17 protein-coding genes are annotated in these 16154 nt (G+C 61.7%); all 17 read right to left on the reverse strand.

Annotation, left to right across the window (positions count from 1 at the left end):
- Window positions 1-33 precede the first annotated feature (33 nt).
- The 17 genes from aroQ to trpE are packed head-to-tail and all read right to left on the reverse strand — an operon-like array spanning window position 34 to window position 16149.
- Window positions 34-477 (reverse strand): type II 3-dehydroquinate dehydratase, encoded by a 444-nt coding sequence (gene aroQ, locus VGB22_07915; protein ID HEX9751191.1) that lies wholly within the window; start codon window positions 475-477, stop codon window positions 34-36.
- 2 nt (window positions 478-479) lie between these two features.
- Window positions 480-1583 carry a 3-dehydroquinate synthase family protein gene (locus VGB22_07920; GenBank protein ID HEX9751192.1) on the reverse strand — a complete coding sequence of 368 codons (1104 nt, stop codon included), beginning with the start codon at window positions 1581-1583 and terminating at the stop codon, window positions 480-482.
- Window positions 1580-2131: a shikimate kinase gene (locus VGB22_07925; protein ID HEX9751193.1), complete on the reverse strand. Its 552-nt coding sequence runs from the start codon at window positions 2129-2131 to the stop codon at window positions 1580-1582. Before VGB22_07925 ends, VGB22_07920 begins: the two co-directional genes overlap by 4 nt.
- Window positions 2128-2580, reverse strand: a complete 453-nt coding sequence (locus tag VGB22_07930; GenBank protein HEX9751194.1) for a hypothetical protein — start codon at window positions 2578-2580, stop codon at window positions 2128-2130. Before VGB22_07930 ends, VGB22_07925 begins: the two co-directional genes overlap by 4 nt.
- A 22-nt stretch (window positions 2581-2602) precedes the next feature.
- Window positions 2603-3046, reverse strand: coding sequence for a nucleoside recognition protein (locus VGB22_07935; protein ID HEX9751195.1), 444 nt, complete (start codon window positions 3044-3046; stop codon window positions 2603-2605).
- A complete protein-coding gene (locus VGB22_07940) occupies window positions 3043-3939 on the reverse strand; it encodes a shikimate dehydrogenase (protein ID HEX9751196.1) in 897 nt (298 codons plus the stop codon). Before VGB22_07940 ends, VGB22_07935 begins: the two co-directional genes overlap by 4 nt.
- Window positions 3940-3972: 33 nt before the next feature.
- Window positions 3973-5364: a 3-phosphoshikimate 1-carboxyvinyltransferase gene (locus VGB22_07945; protein ID HEX9751197.1), complete on the reverse strand. Its 1392-nt coding sequence runs from the start codon at window positions 5362-5364 to the stop codon at window positions 3973-3975.
- 10 nt (window positions 5365-5374) lie between these two features.
- Window positions 5375-6391, reverse strand: a complete 1017-nt coding sequence (aroF, locus tag VGB22_07950; GenBank protein HEX9751198.1) for a 3-deoxy-7-phosphoheptulonate synthase — start codon at window positions 6389-6391, stop codon at window positions 5375-5377.
- A gap of 33 nt (window positions 6392-6424) precedes the next feature.
- On the reverse strand, window positions 6425-8167 hold the full coding sequence (gene argS / locus VGB22_07955; GenBank protein HEX9751199.1) for an arginine--tRNA ligase: 1743 nt from the start codon (window positions 8165-8167) through the stop codon (window positions 6425-6427).
- Window positions 8168-8179: 12 nt separating this feature from the next.
- The gene (gene trpA, locus VGB22_07960) at window positions 8180-8938 is read right to left on the reverse strand and encodes a tryptophan synthase subunit alpha (protein ID HEX9751200.1); all 759 of its coding nucleotides are present in this window, start codon (window positions 8936-8938) and stop codon (window positions 8180-8182) included.
- Between the two features lie 36 nt (window positions 8939-8974).
- Window positions 8975-10225 carry a tryptophan synthase subunit beta gene (gene trpB, locus VGB22_07965; GenBank protein HEX9751201.1) on the reverse strand — a complete coding sequence of 417 codons (1251 nt, stop codon included), beginning with the start codon at window positions 10223-10225 and terminating at the stop codon, window positions 8975-8977.
- An 18-nt stretch (window positions 10226-10243) separates the two neighbouring features.
- Window positions 10244-10897 carry a phosphoribosylanthranilate isomerase gene (locus VGB22_07970; protein HEX9751202.1) on the reverse strand — a complete coding sequence of 218 codons (654 nt, stop codon included), beginning with the start codon at window positions 10895-10897 and terminating at the stop codon, window positions 10244-10246.
- The gene (trpC, locus tag VGB22_07975) at window positions 10894-11718 is read right to left on the reverse strand and encodes an indole-3-glycerol phosphate synthase TrpC (GenBank protein HEX9751203.1); all 825 of its coding nucleotides are present in this window, start codon (window positions 11716-11718) and stop codon (window positions 10894-10896) included. Before trpC ends, VGB22_07970 begins: the two co-directional genes overlap by 4 nt.
- A gap of 4 nt (window positions 11719-11722) precedes the next feature.
- A complete protein-coding gene (locus tag VGB22_07980; GenBank protein HEX9751204.1) occupies window positions 11723-13063 on the reverse strand; it encodes an MFS transporter in 1341 nt (446 codons plus the stop codon).
- A gap of 9 nt (window positions 13064-13072) precedes the next feature.
- Window positions 13073-14083 (reverse strand): anthranilate phosphoribosyltransferase, encoded by a 1011-nt coding sequence (trpD, locus tag VGB22_07985; GenBank protein HEX9751205.1) that lies wholly within the window; start codon window positions 14081-14083, stop codon window positions 13073-13075.
- 15 nt (window positions 14084-14098) lie between these two features.
- Window positions 14099-14665 carry an aminodeoxychorismate/anthranilate synthase component II gene (locus VGB22_07990; protein ID HEX9751206.1) on the reverse strand — a complete coding sequence of 189 codons (567 nt, stop codon included), beginning with the start codon at window positions 14663-14665 and terminating at the stop codon, window positions 14099-14101.
- A complete protein-coding gene (gene trpE, locus VGB22_07995) occupies window positions 14662-16149 on the reverse strand; it encodes an anthranilate synthase component I (GenBank protein ID HEX9751207.1) in 1488 nt (495 codons plus the stop codon). Before trpE ends, VGB22_07990 begins: the two co-directional genes overlap by 4 nt.
- Between the last annotated feature and the right edge of the window lie 5 nt (window positions 16150-16154).

The raw sequence follows: 16154 nt of genomic DNA on the forward strand, positions 1-16154 counted from the left end.
TCCGGTGTTTATCGGACGATGGAAATCGGTCTGCTAAGGTGCAGTCTGGGAGACAGAGGCGATGTAATCGACGGCGTAGAGGTAGCCATCGGCACCCAGTCCGGTGATGACGCCACGGCAAGCTCCGGAAATCAGACTCTGGTGGCGGAATTCTTCGCGCGCGTGAATATTGGTCATGTGCACTTCGACGACCGGGGCCGCTATCGACGCGACTGCATCGCGCAACGCGACTGAGGTGTGCGAGTAGCCGCCGGGGTTGAAGATCACACCGAGCGCGCCGGAAGCCCCGTGGATCCGGTCGATGAGCGCGCCCTCGAGATTGGATTGAAAGAACTCGATCGGGATGCCGTGACGGGCGGCGCGTTCGCTGATGCGGGTGTTGATCTGATTCAGAGTCTCTGCTCCATAGACCCCGGGCTCTCGTTGACCGAGGCGATTGAGATTAGGACCGTTGATGACGACGATCGGACGCGACATGTCTACCTCTTGACCCAGTCCCGCAGGAACCGAATCGCTTCGTGGATTTCCCGGTCGGTAATGTCGTCATAAACAGCAACGCGTCCGATGGCGCGCGGCAGGACCCAGACAGGACGCCCTAAACGTCGCTTCTTGTCAAACGACAGGTGTGTCCTGAGTTCAGTCTCGGTGACTTCGACCGCTCGTGTCTGACCGTGCAAGCTGCCGCACAGACCGGCCAGCCGGTCCATTTGACGATGTGAAAACATACCCCGCAGGGATGCGATGCACGCGGCTCCGACCATGCCGAGGGCAATCGCTTCGCCATGACGGAACCGCCGGTACCGGCCCCATTTCTCGAGCGCATGACCGAGCGTGTGTCCGAAGTTCAGGATATGACGCAAACCGATGTCGGTCTCATCGGCGGCTACGATCTCGGTCTTGGCACGAATACAACGGCGCAGCACCTCAAGCGGCAGAGAACTGCTCCCGGCCAGCCACGACGTCAATTCGGATTCGCAGCGCGCGAAGAGCTCAAGGTCGCCGATGACGCCGTATTTGACGACTTCGGCCAATCCTGAGCGTCGCTCGCGCAACGGGAGCGTCACCAATGTCTCGGGATCGACAATGATGCCCGTCGGATGATAAAAGCAGCCAATGAGGTTTTTTCCGCGGTGGTCATTGATTCCGACTTTTCCGCCGATGGCGGCATCGACTTGTCCGATGATCGTCGTTGGAATCAGCCACAGCGGCACACCGCGCATGAAGGTTGCCGCCGCATAGCCGACCGTGTCCGTCACAGCGCCGCCGCCCAGCGCGACAACACGAGTCGTGCGGCCGCGTCGGCGTTGAAACCATCCCTCATGAAGGGCATGAACGGTCGACGCATTCTTGCTCGCCTCTCCGTTTCGGAGAACGGTTTTATGAACGTGCCATTTGCCGCGACATAGAGACGCCACCACACGCGACGCGTAAAGAGAATCGACCGTCCTGTCTGTGACCAACTCCAGCGGGCAACCGCGCTGCGGCGCGAAGAGGCATCGGTCCAGTTGCTTCAGCAATCCTGCCTTGATGTAGATCGGCACACGGCGCGGCGGGATCTGGCCGACGATGGATGGGCGAATCATGCGAGCGACTCGATCCATTGTATTATGCGGGTGGCGACGGCGTCGACCGGCTGATCGGACGTATCGACCGTGTAATCGGCAATTGCCCGGTAGGCACAGTCCCGCGACAGCAGAATCGATTCGGCATGCCGAGCAAACTGGTCGTAATCTGAAATCGGCTTGGTTCCATCGAGGAGCAGCGGGCGATCCGTCATGGCGCGGATGCGGTTCCAAATCGTCTTCGTGTCCGCGGTCAGCAAGACTGTCAATCCTGTCTGCTTGACCACATTGACATTGGCGGCAACGGTCGGTGTGCCGCCGCCGAGGGCGATGACCGCAGGCGGTGCTGCCGCCAGGAGGCGTAGTGCTTTGGATTCATGGGCCCGAAACACCGATTCTCCTTGCGATTGGAAGAACGCCGGTATGTCGCATCCGACCAGTTCAACGATCTGCCTGTCAAGATCCCAGAATTGACGCCCTCGGCGATGGGAAAGCGTTTGGCCGACAGTTGTCTTGCCGGTGCCCATGAATCCGGCAATGTAGAGGTGTCGCCAGCGCGGCTGGGTCATCGCACGGCCCCCGACGGTTGCACCAGGGGACCGCGTGTCAATCGTGCCAGCACCAGCGTGACGACCAGCGCGGTCAACAGCCGTGCCGTGACCATGATCCAGGCACTGCCACCAATAACAGCAAATAGCAACGTATCCTCGACGATGGCATGACAAATCCCGAGAAAGGCACTGACGAGCACAATCTGACGCGCTTCAAGCTCCCCCGATCGGGATTGCGATATCAGGACACCGGCGCCGTAGGCGATTCCGAATGCAAGCCCGGTGATCAACGACAGCATCGCCGGCGGCAAAAATCCGAACGGTCGAAACACGTTCTCCCCATTTCGGATGAACCCGCCAAACCAATGCCGTGTCCTGACCCATTCCAGCGCGACCATCAGCGGCATGATGATGACGAACACCTTCAGCAGCAGTCCGCCGAGCCCGATCGCGATGTCCGTGATCATGATCCCCATTGGCCTGGCCCTCTTATAAATTCATCAACTGCGCGACGACCCAGCCCAGCGACCAACCGACGGTGATTCGCATGCCGATCAGCGCCAGCGCCGGCGCGCGCATTTGTCTTAGAATCGCGCCTTCAACGAAATGGTTGTGTGACACGCCGAGGATGACACCGGCCACGGTGACCGCCATCGGATCCCAGTGCCCCGCGGCAATGACGGCAACCGCGGCGTACAGATTGACGCAATGCCCGACAACCATCGCCAAGGCCGCGTCGCCCGGCAGATGCCAGAGCGACATCGCCGGAGCAAACCGGTCAGCCATGAATTGAAATGCCGGTGTGCGCTGCAACAGCGAGACGCCGATGTAGACCGGCACCATGACTCTCATCAAGGTCCAATAGGTCGACCATCCGTTGGCCAACCCGCGTCGCGTCACCGCGCGCCATGTCACTGCGGCTATCGTCGTCACCCGATGCGTCCCTGAGTTGTGAGGAGCATCCGTGTTACAGAGCCCGGAAATCCACGCCCCGTCCATATGCGGAAACTTGCCTCCGCCTGCGCCACCAACATCGGCCAGCCATTGATGCACACGCGGCATCGAGCCGCTCTCGCCTGCTTGAGCAAGAGTGTCTCGGGGGGCTCATAAACTAAGTCGAATACGATCGTTGCGTCGGGGAGGCTGATTCTGCCGGAGAGAGGACTGACGCCTTTGAAAAGCCCGCCACCCAGCGGTGTCGCGTTGACAATCAATGCGGCATCGGCAACCGCCATTCGGACATCGTGATCGCTCCATCCCAGAGCGTCTGCCTCGATGTGTCCCTTCGCAGCGCCGGCGATCGTCGCGAGCAAGTCGTCCGCCTTTCGTCGCGAGCGCCCGACAATCGACAACCGGCCAATCCGAAAATCGGACAGCAGCGTCCATGCCACGGCGCGCGCCGCGCCACCCGCACCGAAAACGACGGCATGCGCCCCGGTCAGTCCCCGTCGATACCGTCTCAGCGTCGCCCGCACGCCGTCGATGTCGGTGTTGTGGCCGGTGGTTCGTCGATTCACATACGACACGGCATTGACCGCGCCCGTGAGTCGTGCCGATGGCGCAAGACGGTCGCATATATGCCGCACACGCCGCTTGTAGGGAATCGTCACGTTCAGGCCCACGATCCCGACCTCCGGTGCCGCGCGCAGAAACCGTTCCAACTCACGCGGCATACGATCGAAGCGCGCATATGTCGCGGGCCACTTCATGTGCGCAAAAACTGCACGAAAGATCGATGGCGAGCGCGTGTATGCGATCGACGATCCGAGCACGCCGTACAGGCCGCTCTTCAGTCGTTGTAAGTCGGCATCCTGTGGTCTGACCATACCGTGTGCGTGCAGCCGAGGCAGGTTGCGGGATTATTGCGTCAACGATCTGACAATCGCGAAAAACTCCGGGTCCGAAACAGCCGCAACGTGCGCATTGCGAATCTCGCTGGGGCCGTCGGCCCATAGTGCGGCGACCGCGAACGCCATTGCAATCCGATGATCGCCGAATGAATCGAGGGACGCTCCGTGCCACTCGGTCGGCCCCTCGATCGCCCAACCGTCTTCGAGTTCAGCGACTTTCGCTCCCATCGCCCGCAGATTCACCGCGACGGCGGCAATCCGGTCCGATTCCTTCGACCGCAGCTCGCCCGCGCCACGAATCACAGTGACGCCATGTGCGTTTGCGGCGACGACCGCCAGCACCGGGAGTTCGTCGATCAGCGTGGCGATTTCGCTTTCGCCGACCCGCGTTGCCTTCAACTCGCCGCACGTCGAGACTCGGATTCGTCCGAACGGTTCGCCCGATCGTGCCGACTCGCGATGCGACTCGATCTCTGCGCCCATGCGCTTCAAGACTTTCAACAGCCCGATACGGGTCGGGTTCAGCAACACGTCGTCAATCGTCAAATCGGCCTGGCGCACGCCGAGCGCGGCACCGATGAAAAACGCCGCCGCGGAGAAATCCCCCGGAATGCGCCACTCATGTGGCTGGCTCTGTGTGGGGCACCGGAGCCGGATGCGGCGCTCGATCCCTTCCGGCCATGCGACGGCTTGGGACGGATCCAGGAGCCGTTCACGCTCGTCGGCGTAACGCGGCGGATGCTCCAATACGCAGGGAATGTCCAGCGCTTTGAACATCAGCTCGGTATGGTCGCGGCTGACATGACGCTCATTGATCGTGAGCGCATCCGTTGCCGTCAACCCGGCAAAAAGCAGCGCCGACTTGACTTGTGCGGACGCTACGGGAAGCTCGTAGTCGATCCCGCGGAGCGCTCCGCCTGTGACCGTGACCGGCGGCGTTCCATCGTCACTCAATTCGATCATCGCACCCATGGCGCGAAGTGGGTCGGCGATGCGCAACATCGGACGACGATTCAGCGACGCATCGCCGGTCAACGTCGAGGTCAATGGACAACCGGCAAGGCACCCCGTCAGCAAGCGCATCGTCGTGCCGGAGTTGCCGCATTCCAGCGGCTTCGACGGCTGCCGCCAGCCGGCGATGCCGGGACTCTCGACGATCCAGGCATCGGTCGTCTGATCGATTCTGACACCCAGCGTCCGCAGACAGTGTGCGGTCGATGCCACATCGGCTGAACCAGAGACCGGCGAGACCGTCGAGCGGCCCGCTGCCATCGCCGCCAGGATCAGCGCGCGATGTGAGATCGACTTATCCGCGGGCGGCCGGTACTCCCCGCGTAGGCGATGTGACGGTTCGATCCGGACGATGTCTTGCGACGATGTCGCTGCAGCTGTCTTGGTCATATCGCTGTGATCAATTCAGGTGACGTCCGATCACGGTGGTGATCGCCCGGACGCGCGCGATCAGATCGACAAACTGATCGGGGTACAGCGATTGTTGGCCATCGGACAGCGCGTGATCGGGGTCAGGATGGACCTCGATGATCAAGCCATCGGCGCCGACGGCCGCTGCCGCGCACGAAAGCGGCGTCACCTTCTCGCGCCGTCCGGTCCCGTGACTGGGATCGGCGATGATGGGCAGATGACTGGTCCGCTGCACGAACGGTATCGCCGACAAATCGAGCGTGTTGCGCGTGTGATCGGCAAATGTGCGTACGCCGCGTTCACAGAGCACGACATCGTGATTGCCTTCGTTGACGATGTATTCCGCCGCCATCAGCAGTTCCTCCAGCGTCGCCGCCATGCCGCGCTTGAGTATGACCGGCTTGCCGCAGCGTCCGGCGCGTCGCAACAACGAGAAGTTTTGCATGTTTCGCGCGCCAATCTGCACCATGTCCGCGTAGCGGACGACCAGTTCGAGCGACTCAGCGTCGATGGCCTCGGTGACGACCGGCAGCCCGTTCCGCTGTCCTGCTTCCGCCAGCAGCTTCAGGCCCGGCTCGCCCAGTCCCTGAAAACTGTATGGCGAGGTGCGCGGCTTGAATGCGCCGCCGCGCAGCATGTGGGCGCCGGCGCTCTTGACGGCGGCCGCGGCCTTGTCGATCTGTTCGGCGGATTCGACGGCACAAGGACCCGCAACGACCGCAAACTGGTTGCCGCCAAAGGTGACATTTCCGACGTGGACAAGCGAATCGGCCTCGTGGAATTCGCGGGAGACCAGTTTGTACGGTGCGGTGACCTGTATGATACGCATCACGCCCGGCAGTTGCTCAAACCGCGCCGCGTCGACGGCGCCCTTGTTGCCGGTGATACCGATGGCGGTACGTTGGGCGCCGGGCATTGGATGCGGCGTCAGGCCCAGCATCCTGATTTCCTCGCAGACCGATTCGACCTGCTTGGGCGTGGCATGGGTGTCCATTACGATCAGCATGTCAGAACTCCCTGGATTCCCGATGTCGGCACATTACATCCGTTCCGGCGCACGTAATCCGAGCAGGCGCAGCCCCTCGGCGAGAATCCATCGGACCGATTGCGACAGGCACAACCGCGGAATCCGTGCGGATTCTTCCCCGTCGAGAATGCGCACGCGCTGATAGAACGAGTTATATGTTTGCGCCAGGTCCAGCAGCGCCCCGGCGAGAATGTGGGGCTCGTATTGTTCGGCGGCCATGCGGATGCGTCGCGGCCAATCGGCCAACTGCAAGAGAACACGTCGCTCGTCATCGCCGGACAACGCGGCACTATCGAATCCGCCCTGTGGGATCGCCTGCCCCGATCGTTCAATCAGAGAACAGATGCGCGCGTGTGTGTATTGCAAATACGGACCCGTGCGACCGTCGAAGGACAACGCATCCTGCCACGTGAAGTTGACGTCGCGTTGCCGCCTGGCCGACAATTGCCAAAAAACCACGGCGCCGATCCCGACGGCATCTGCAATCGACCCGGCATCGTCCAAATCCGGATTCTTCTCGGCAATGATCGTCCTTGCGCGTTCGACTGCCTCCGAGAGCACTTCATCGAGAAAGACAATGTTGCCACGACGTGTTGACATCATCTCATCACCGAATTTCACCCAGCCGAAATCGACATGGATCATGCTGTCGGCCCAGTCGTGCCCCATCTTCTTTAATGCCGCGAACAACTGCTTGAAGTGCAGCGCCTGCGCTGAACCGACGATGTACAGGCACCGGTCGAAACCGTAGGTGTTGTGCCGGTATTCGGCAGCGGCCAGGTCGCGCGTCGCGTAGAGCGTTGCGCCGTCGGCTTTGCGCAACAAGAGTGGGGGCTCATCCCCCTGGCCAACGTCGACAACCAGCGCACCATCGTCGCCCACCCGTGCGGCGCCGACCGCAACCATCCGGTCGATCAATGGTGACAGTTGATCGTTGTAAAACGCCTCGCCCGCATCGGAATCGAAAGTGACGCCGAGGCGACTGTAGACGCGCTGAAATTCCTGCAACGACAGATCGCGGAAGCGTTTCCAGAGCGCACGGTTGTCGGGATCACCGTCCTCCAATTTCCTGAACTCGGCCCGCGCGCGCTCATCGAGCGACGGATTGGATTCCGCTTCCTGGTGAAACCGCACGTACAGGTCGTACAAATGACGGATCGGTTCGCGGGCAATTGTCTCTTCGCTGCCCCAGTCGCGAAATGCTACGATCAGTTTGCCGAATTGTGTGCCCCAGTCGCCGAGATGATTGATGCCGACCGTGGTGTAGCCGAGTTTCTCCAGAATGTTTTTCAGCGCGTGTCCGATCACGGTCGATCGCAGATGTCCGACCCCGAACGGTTTGGCGATGTTCGGATGCGAGTAATCCATGCAGATCGTTTTGCCGCGTCCCAGCGTCGACGATCCGAAGCCGGACTTCTCAGCCAGAATGCGCGGCAGTACCACGTCTGCGATCGCCTGCGGATCGAACCAGAGATTGAAGTAGCCGCCGATCGCCTTCACTCTGGTAATCGATCCGGGTGGGACAAACGTCTCGGACAACCGTTGCGCGATGACCGCCGGCGCCAGACGCATCGACTGCGCGAGCGGGAAACACGGCACGGCAACGTCGCCGAAATCCTTGCGATTGGGGTACTCGATCGAGGCGGCAATGGCATCGACCGAGATAACCGCTCCCAGACGCGCCAGTCCGTCGGCAGTCGCCCGGCAGGCGTCATCGAGATAGGATGCGATCGACTCTTGTGTTGCGCTCGTCATTGTCAATTCACTCTAACGCGCCGCATCGGTCAACTTCTGGATGTATCGGCCCACATTCCGGGCAATGGAACGACTCTTGCCGCCGTTTAACATAGGCACCAGCGCCGATCCGACGACAAACCCATCGGCATATTCCCTCAGGGCGCGGATATGATCGGGGCCGGAGATGCCAAAGCCAACAACGAAAGGTTTGTGGGCAACAGTCCGGACACGCGTGAGGAACTCGAATGTCGATGTGGGCACACCACGCCGGGCCCCGGTGACGCCGGTTACCGAAACACAGTACGAAAAGGCGGTCGAGGCACGGTCGATCCGCTTCAGCCGCACGGCGGGCGTCGTCGGAGCCATCAGGAAAACATTGGCCAGACCATGCTGTTGGGAGACGCGACGCCATTCGCCGGCTTCTTCCAACGGGCAATCCGGGATGATCGTGCCATCGACGCCTGCGTCGGCTGCCATCCTGGCAAACCGTTCGAAACCATACCGGAGGAGAGGGTTTACATACCCCATCAGGAGAAGCGGCCGTAACGAGCGACGCCGTAACGTTTCTGCGAGCCGGAATACCGTGCCGAGAGTCACTCCCCTCCCGATCGCTTGCTGCGATGCCTGCTGAATTGCCGGGCCATCGGCCAAGGGGTCGGAAAACGGCATTCCGATCTCCAATGCTCCCGCGCCGGCATCAAGGACGGCCGCGGCGGCATCCAGAAAAACGGGCTGCGTTGGGAATCCGGCAGTCATAAACGGAATCACCGGCGCTGTGCCGTGAAACATGGATGCGAGTCGGGAGACGCTGGTCATTGTGGCGGGCTACTTCCTGTCCTGACCCGCCGGCTCGCGACCGCGCGTCAAAACGGTTGTCAGGTCCTTATCACCACGTCCGGACAGGCAGACGATGACTACACGGTTCCTCTTCGGGTCGCGGGGCAGCTTCGACAAAGCGGCGATCGCATGCGCTGATTCCAGAGCCGGCAGGATTCCTTCCGTCTGCGACAGGAGAAGGAATGCTCCCAGCGCTGCGCTGTCGGTCACGGACGTGTAATGCACGCGCCCGGATTCATTCAGGAACGCGTGTTCGGGTCCAACACCGGGATAGTCCAGACCGGCGGAGATCGAGTGTGGGACAACCACCTGCCCGTCACGATCCTGCAGCAGCAGACTCATCGATCCGTGGAGCACACCGTCGCGACCGGCTGTGAGCGTTGCCGCGTGTTTGCCCGAGCGAAGTCCGCATCCGGCCGCTTCAACGCCGATTAACTCGACCGACGCGTGGCCCAGAAATTCGGTGAAGAACCCGATCGCATTGGAGCCGCCGCCAACGCAGGCGATCAACACGTCGGGCAGGCGTTTGATGCGGGACACGAGCTGGCGTTTGGTTTCCTGCCCAATCACCCGTTGAAATTCACGCACCATGTAGGGATACGGATGCGGCCCGACGACGGAACCGATCACGTAGTAAGTGTCCTCGACATTGGTCACCCAGTCGCGAATCGCCTCGCTGGTGGCATCTTTGAGAGTTTGCGCACCCGAGGCAACCGGAATGACGCGCGCGCCGAGCAGGCGCATGCGATCGACATTCGTCGCCTGCCGCTTCAGGTCCTTGGCGCCCATATAGACGTCGCACCGCAGGCCGAATCGCGCGGCCACTGTGGCTGTGGCGACACCGTGCTGCCCCGCTCCGGTCTCGGCGATGACGCGCTTCTTGCCTTGTCTCATTGCGAGCAATATCTGTCCGATCGTGTTGTTCAGTTTGTGCGAACCGGTGTGGTTGAGATCTTCTCGCTTCAGAAAGATCTGTCCACGTCCCAGCTTTTGTGTCAACCGTTCCGCGAAATACAGCGGCGTCGGCCGTCCGGCATACTCGGCGAGCAGGGCATGATATAACCGGCGAAACGGGCGGTCGCGCCACGCCCTGTTGAAATCGGACGTGAGCTGATCGAGCGCGGGAATCAGCGTTTCGGGAACATAGCGTCCGCCGTAGCGGCCGAACCGTCCGTGCCGATCCGGGCGCCGCAGGTACGCCGGCGTTGACGTTGCGTGGTTGTGTCGCGTATCAGTCATCAGCAAGTGCTCACCGTGTCACTCTGAACCACCGGGATTGATGGCCCCGTCCGCCGTCCGCACGGCCTTGACGAATGCGCGGATGGCGTCGTGCGATTTTACCCCGGGTGATTGCTCGACGCCGGTGGAGACATCGACTGCGAACGGATGAACCGCAACGATCGCATCTCCGACATTGACGGGATTCAAGCCGCCGGCGAGCCAGATACGTCCCCACCCGCTCGCAGTTTTGGCGATCGACCAGTCGAATGATTTGCCGGTTCCGCCGGGATTCGCCTTGCCGGCACTGTCCAACAAGTAGTCGCCGAAAGCCAGACCACGGTCGCGGATCATACCGCGTTGATCAGTGCAGGAAACCGCACGGATCAACGGAATCGAATGCGCCAATTGCATCCAGGGTCCGTCGGCGAGCGTTCCGCAGAGCTGCGCCGCAGAGAGACCGGCGGATCGTACGGTGCGCATAACAGTTTCGATATCTGGATCGAGAAACACGCCGACAACAACCACCGCCGGCGAGACCGAATCGGCGATGGCACGCCCCTGATGGACCGAGACACATCGGGCGCTGCCGTACCAAAACACGACGCCGATGGAATCGGCGCCGGCGCTCGCTGCGGCCTGTGCATCGTCGGGACTCGTGATGCCGCAAATCTTGACGCGGGTGCGTGTCATTTCAGTCCCTGCAATTGTCGCAGAAAGGCGGCCGGATCATCGGCACGTACCAGTGACTCTCCGATCAAAAACCCGCTATATCCGATTGCGCGGAGTCGGCGGATCTGTTCGGCAGATTCGATCCCGCTCTCGGCAACCGCGAGCGCCGATCGCGGCAACAACTTGCTGAGCCGGACGGGCGTTTGGTGATCGACACGAAAGTCGTCCAGATTGCGCGCGTTGATGCCGACCATCTGCGGATTCAGCGACGCGAGCTTAGTCAAATCCGATTCGTCGTGCGCCTCGTACAGTATGCCAAGCCCGAGTTCTTCGGCGGCAACGGACAGATTCTTCAGGAGTTCGGATGACAGGATGCGCGCAATGAGCAAGATCGCATCGGCGCCCAAAGCCGCCGATTCGGCGACTTGGATCGGATCGACGATGAAGTCCTTTCGCAGGATCGGCAACCCACACGTGTCCCGAACGACTTCGATCCAATCTTCGGATCCGAGGAAAAAGTCTGGTTCCGTCACGACCGAAATGCCCGTGGCGCCGCCCAAATCGTAGGCGCGGGCCAATCGTGTCGGATTGAAATCGGAGCGGAACACGCCTCTGGAGGGCGACGCCTTCTTGATCTCCGCGATAATGCCCGAAGAGCGCTGGCTCAATGCCGCGGTCAGCGATCGGCGCTCGAACCGAATAGCGCGTCGAAGCAGAGCTCCCGCCGACGTCTTCGAACTCAACGCGGCTGCCCGTTTGTGGGCGGCCGCGACAATCGGCGCCAACCGTGCGGGTGTCGGTGTCGTGATCGAGTGTGATCCTGCTGACGTGCGATCGATCATGCGCTTACTCATCTCCTGGTCGCACGACACCGACCGCGGATCGTCCGGCGTAGATTTCAAAGTTTGCGAAGTAGAACCAGTAGACCCAGCTGGCGGCAATGTACAGACCACATGCCAACAGGAGCGGGACCTCATACCCCCAGCGTTCGATCATCCAGCCGCCCAGCGCCGCTGTCAATGCCCACGACAGAGTCCAAGCAACCATGGACCAACTGTTGGCCAATGCGCGGTCGGATTCGCCGACGCGTTCCATCATGTAATTGTTTGTAATCGGCACTCCGAGATTCATCAGGCCGCCGCGACACAGAAACGCCGCCGTGACCAACGGCAGGTTGCGGCTGAACGCGAGCACCAGCATGAACGGGATCGACGCCAGTTCGGTCGCCACGATGGTCCGCACCATGCCATAGCGCCGGGCCAGCTCGGGACCGATCATCACGCCGATGATCATCGACAATTGCACGAATCCATAGTAGATGCCGATGGTTTGCGTCGGAAGTCCGAATCGGTCGCGAAAGTACAGGTTCATAAACGGTATGATCAGCCCCGCACCCAGGCCGACCAGAAAGAATGGAAACGTCAGCCGAAACAGCAGGCGCCCGCGTGTGCTCCAGTATTGCCGCCACGGGACTCGCAAGCTGCGTCGGCCCACGACGGCGCTCGGGATTTTGGCATAGGCGAAGACCGCCATCGCGGCCGAGGCGCTTCCTATCCACAGAACCCAGCGATACGCCTGCACCGAGGAACCGGCCGGTGCGGTGAGTGCACGGTGCAATGTCCCCGCGCCGAAGTGCGCGACCAACCCCGCACCAAGCATCGCCGCGAATCCGAGCGAAAACACATGCGCGCGTTCCGCTGGCGAGGAATACATCATCAGAAATGGCGAACTGGTGACCCGGCTGAATGCCAGCATGGCCCCGGCCGCAAAAGCGGCGGCGAGAATCGCATCGGCGCCGTCGGACCGCACTTGTAAGGCAAATCCGGCCGCGACCCCCAGCGACGAGAGAATCAGCAAGATCCGTGGCGATACGCGCGACACCAGCAGGGCTCCGGGAATGGCCATGGCCACGGTCCCGAACGATTGCGCGGAAAGGATGCGGCCAATCACCGTTTCGCTGAAGCCACGCTCTTTCATGTACAGATTGAACAGCAGCATAAACGTGAGCCATGCCAGACCGACCAGAAACGATCCGATGAGATACCACCGCGCTGCAACCGAAATGCTGCGCAAGTTTCGGATGTATTCGCGCAGCCAGTGCGATGGCGCCACAGAGACCTCAGCTTCGGCTTTCGACTCGGCGGCTACGGTCGGTCGGGTTGATTGGTCGGTCTGGACGGTCATCATCTTCTCATATCAGCCGCGCGAGGCGGCCGCGGCTGCCTGAAGCGTGTGCTCGAAACGCCCGTTTGCTACAGCGGCGCGAGCGTTTTCGACGCCTTCGGCGATCGACTGCACTATACCGGCGACAACCAGCGCGGCGCCGGCATTAAAGAGCGCGGCCTCCATCTTTGGGCGGTTTTCATCGCGGGTGAGGGTTCGGAGAATCTCGGCGTTTGTTTCAGCGTCGCCGCCGGAGAGATCGGAGAGTTGTGAACGGCGCAGTCCGGCATCTTGCGGCGATACGGTGTAGGTGCGAACAGACTCGCCGTCCCATTCGGCAATGCGATTTTCGCCGGTCGGCAGCAATTCATCGGCGCCATCGGGACCGGCGACAACCATGGCACGCACGGCACCCAGCGCGCCAAGCACGCGCGCCAGGGGCTCGAGTCGCCGGGGATCGTACACGCCGACGACCTGCCGTCGCACCGAGGCCGGATTGCACAGCGGGCCGAGAATATTGAACACCGTCCGAACGCCGATGTCTCGCCGGGGCCCAGCGGCGTGTTTCATCGCCGGATGGAAACGCGGTGCGAATAGAAACGTGAAGTTCGTGCGCGACAGCGCTTCCGCGGCAACGGCCGCTCCGGGGTCGATGTCGAAACCCAGCGTAAGCAACACGTCGGCGGATCCGCACTGTGACGAGACGGCGCGGTTGCCGTGCTTGGCCACAGGAACGTCACACGCCGCACAGATCAAACCGGCGGCCGTTGAGATGTTGAATGTTGAGAGACCATCGCCGCCGGTGCCGCACGTGTCGATGGCGCCGTCCGGCGCGCCCTCCAACGGCGTCATCGCCCCACGCATCGCGCGCGCGAATCCGGCAATCTCGTCGATCGTCTCGCCCTTGGCACGCAGCGCGACCAGCCACGCCGAAATCTGCGCCGGAGTTGCCTGCCCCTCCATGACAATCGCCATCGCCCCGTAGGCGGACTCGCTGTCGAGGTGTTCACCCTCAAGCGCGGCTTTGATATATCGTTTCAGCATGCTTTTTGCCCGCGACTACAGAGAACCGTCCAGGAAATTCTTCAGAATCGCCTTCCCTTCGCGCGTCAGGATCGACTCGGGATGAAATTGCACACCGACCGTGGGATGTTCCTTGTGACGCAGCCCCATGATGATTCCATCATCGGTCTCGGCCGTGATTTTCAGGCACGAAGGACAAGTTTCCCTGTCAACGATCAGCGAGTGATATCGCGTCGCTTCAAAGGGGTTGGCAACGCCCATAAACAGGCCGCAATTCTCGTGTTTGATCATCGATGTCTTGCCGTGCATCAGCCGTCGCGCCCGGACGACGCGTCCGCCGAAGACCTCACCGATGGCCTGGTGGCCCAGACAGACGCCGAGGATCGGAAGTTTACCGGACAACTCGGCTACGATCTTCGGCGTGACTCCCGCCTCGGCCGGCCGCCCCGGCCCCGGCGAGAGGACGACGGCATCATATCGCTTCGGGATTGTGCCCACATCGACGGTGTCGTTGCGTCGCACCTGAACGCGCGCTCCCAACTCCTCAAGGTATTGGTAGAGGTTGTACGTGAACGAATCGTAGTTGTCGACCAGGAGAATCACGGCCGCATCTCCCGGCTCCATTCGCCGCCGACGGCGGCCAGCGGGGCGGCCGCCTTGTTTTGAGTTTCGCGATATTCGCGCATCGGGTCGCTGTCGGCGACGATGCCGGCGCCCGCCTGCACATAGGACGCCCGGCCATCCATTACCGCTGTGCGAATCGCGATCGCCATATCCATGTCGCCGCGCCAGTCGACATATCCGACCGATCCGGCGTACACGCCGCGACGATCCGGTTCGAGCTCGTCGATAATCTCCATCGCGCGAATCTTGGGCGCACCGGAGACGGTCCCTGCCGGGAAGGTCGCCGCTAGCACATCGAATGCATCGGTGTTGCGCTTCGCGGTCCCCGTCACGGTCGACACCATGTGCATCACATGTGAGTAGCGGTCGATCGCGCAGAATTGCACCGTGTCGACGCTTCCGGGGCGGCAGACGCGACCGATGTCGTTGCGTCCGAGATCGACCAGCATGACGTGTTCAGCCCGCTCTTTCGGTGATGCGCGCAGTTGTCGCTCCAGCGCCAGGTCGCGTTGATGGTCGGCACCGCGACGGCGTGTGCCGGCAATCGGTCGGGTCGTAATCAACGCGCCGCGTTTCTGCACCAATGTCTCCGGTGACGAACCGGCAACCGCCAGTTCGCCGAAGCGAACAAAGTACATGTACGGCGAGGGGTTGGCGCGTCTCAGTCGCCGATACACATCAAACGGCTTAGCACGGCCCTCGACGCTGAATCGTTGCGACAGCACGCCCTGAAAGATGTCGCCGCGCGCGATGTGCCGTTTGGCCACTCGCACCGACTCGCAAAACCGTTCCCGCGTCGTGTTCGAGCGAATTCTCCCGTGCCGCGGCGAACCGAGCGGCGGTACAACGGGTCGGCTGTGCAGGCGCCGAACGGTGGCATCCAGTCGGCGGGACGCCGTGTCGTACTCCGACCTTAGGTGAGAACGTGATCGGCCATCGGGGAAGACTGTCACCACGACCCTCGCCGACTGCCTGACGTGATCGAAAACGACGATGCGATCGTACAAGCCCAGCATGATCCAGGGCTGTTCGAGTGCCTCCCGCGAATTCGACGGAATGCGTTCGAATAATCGCACGCAGTCGTAGCCGAAGTAGCCGACCCACCCGCCACTGAAGAACCCGTGGGTGGTCGCCCCAGACGTCAAAACCTCGCGCCGTGGCATACATGCCCGCAGGACATCGAGCGTCTCGTCCGTCGAAAATCGACGCCGGCGGCGACCGCGTGCGATGACACCGCCGGGCTCATAGACCGTGAGTGTCTCAACCGGATCTGCGCCGATGAAGGAGTACCGACCGACCGACTCCCCACCTTCGACACTCTCAAACAGGAACGAAGCGCTGGTCTGCCTGGTGACCAATGCGAGATAGACCGCCGCCGGAGTCAGGAGATCGGCCGGAATTTCCTCGCTCAGCGACACGATCGCCGCGCTGCGCGCCTGCCGTTCAAATGCGCGGAAGTCCATTCGCG

It is taken from the genome of Candidatus Zixiibacteriota bacterium, from assembly GCA_036397555.1.
Taxonomy (GTDB): domain Bacteria; phylum Zixibacteria; class MSB-5A5; order WJJR01; family WJJR01; genus DATKYL01.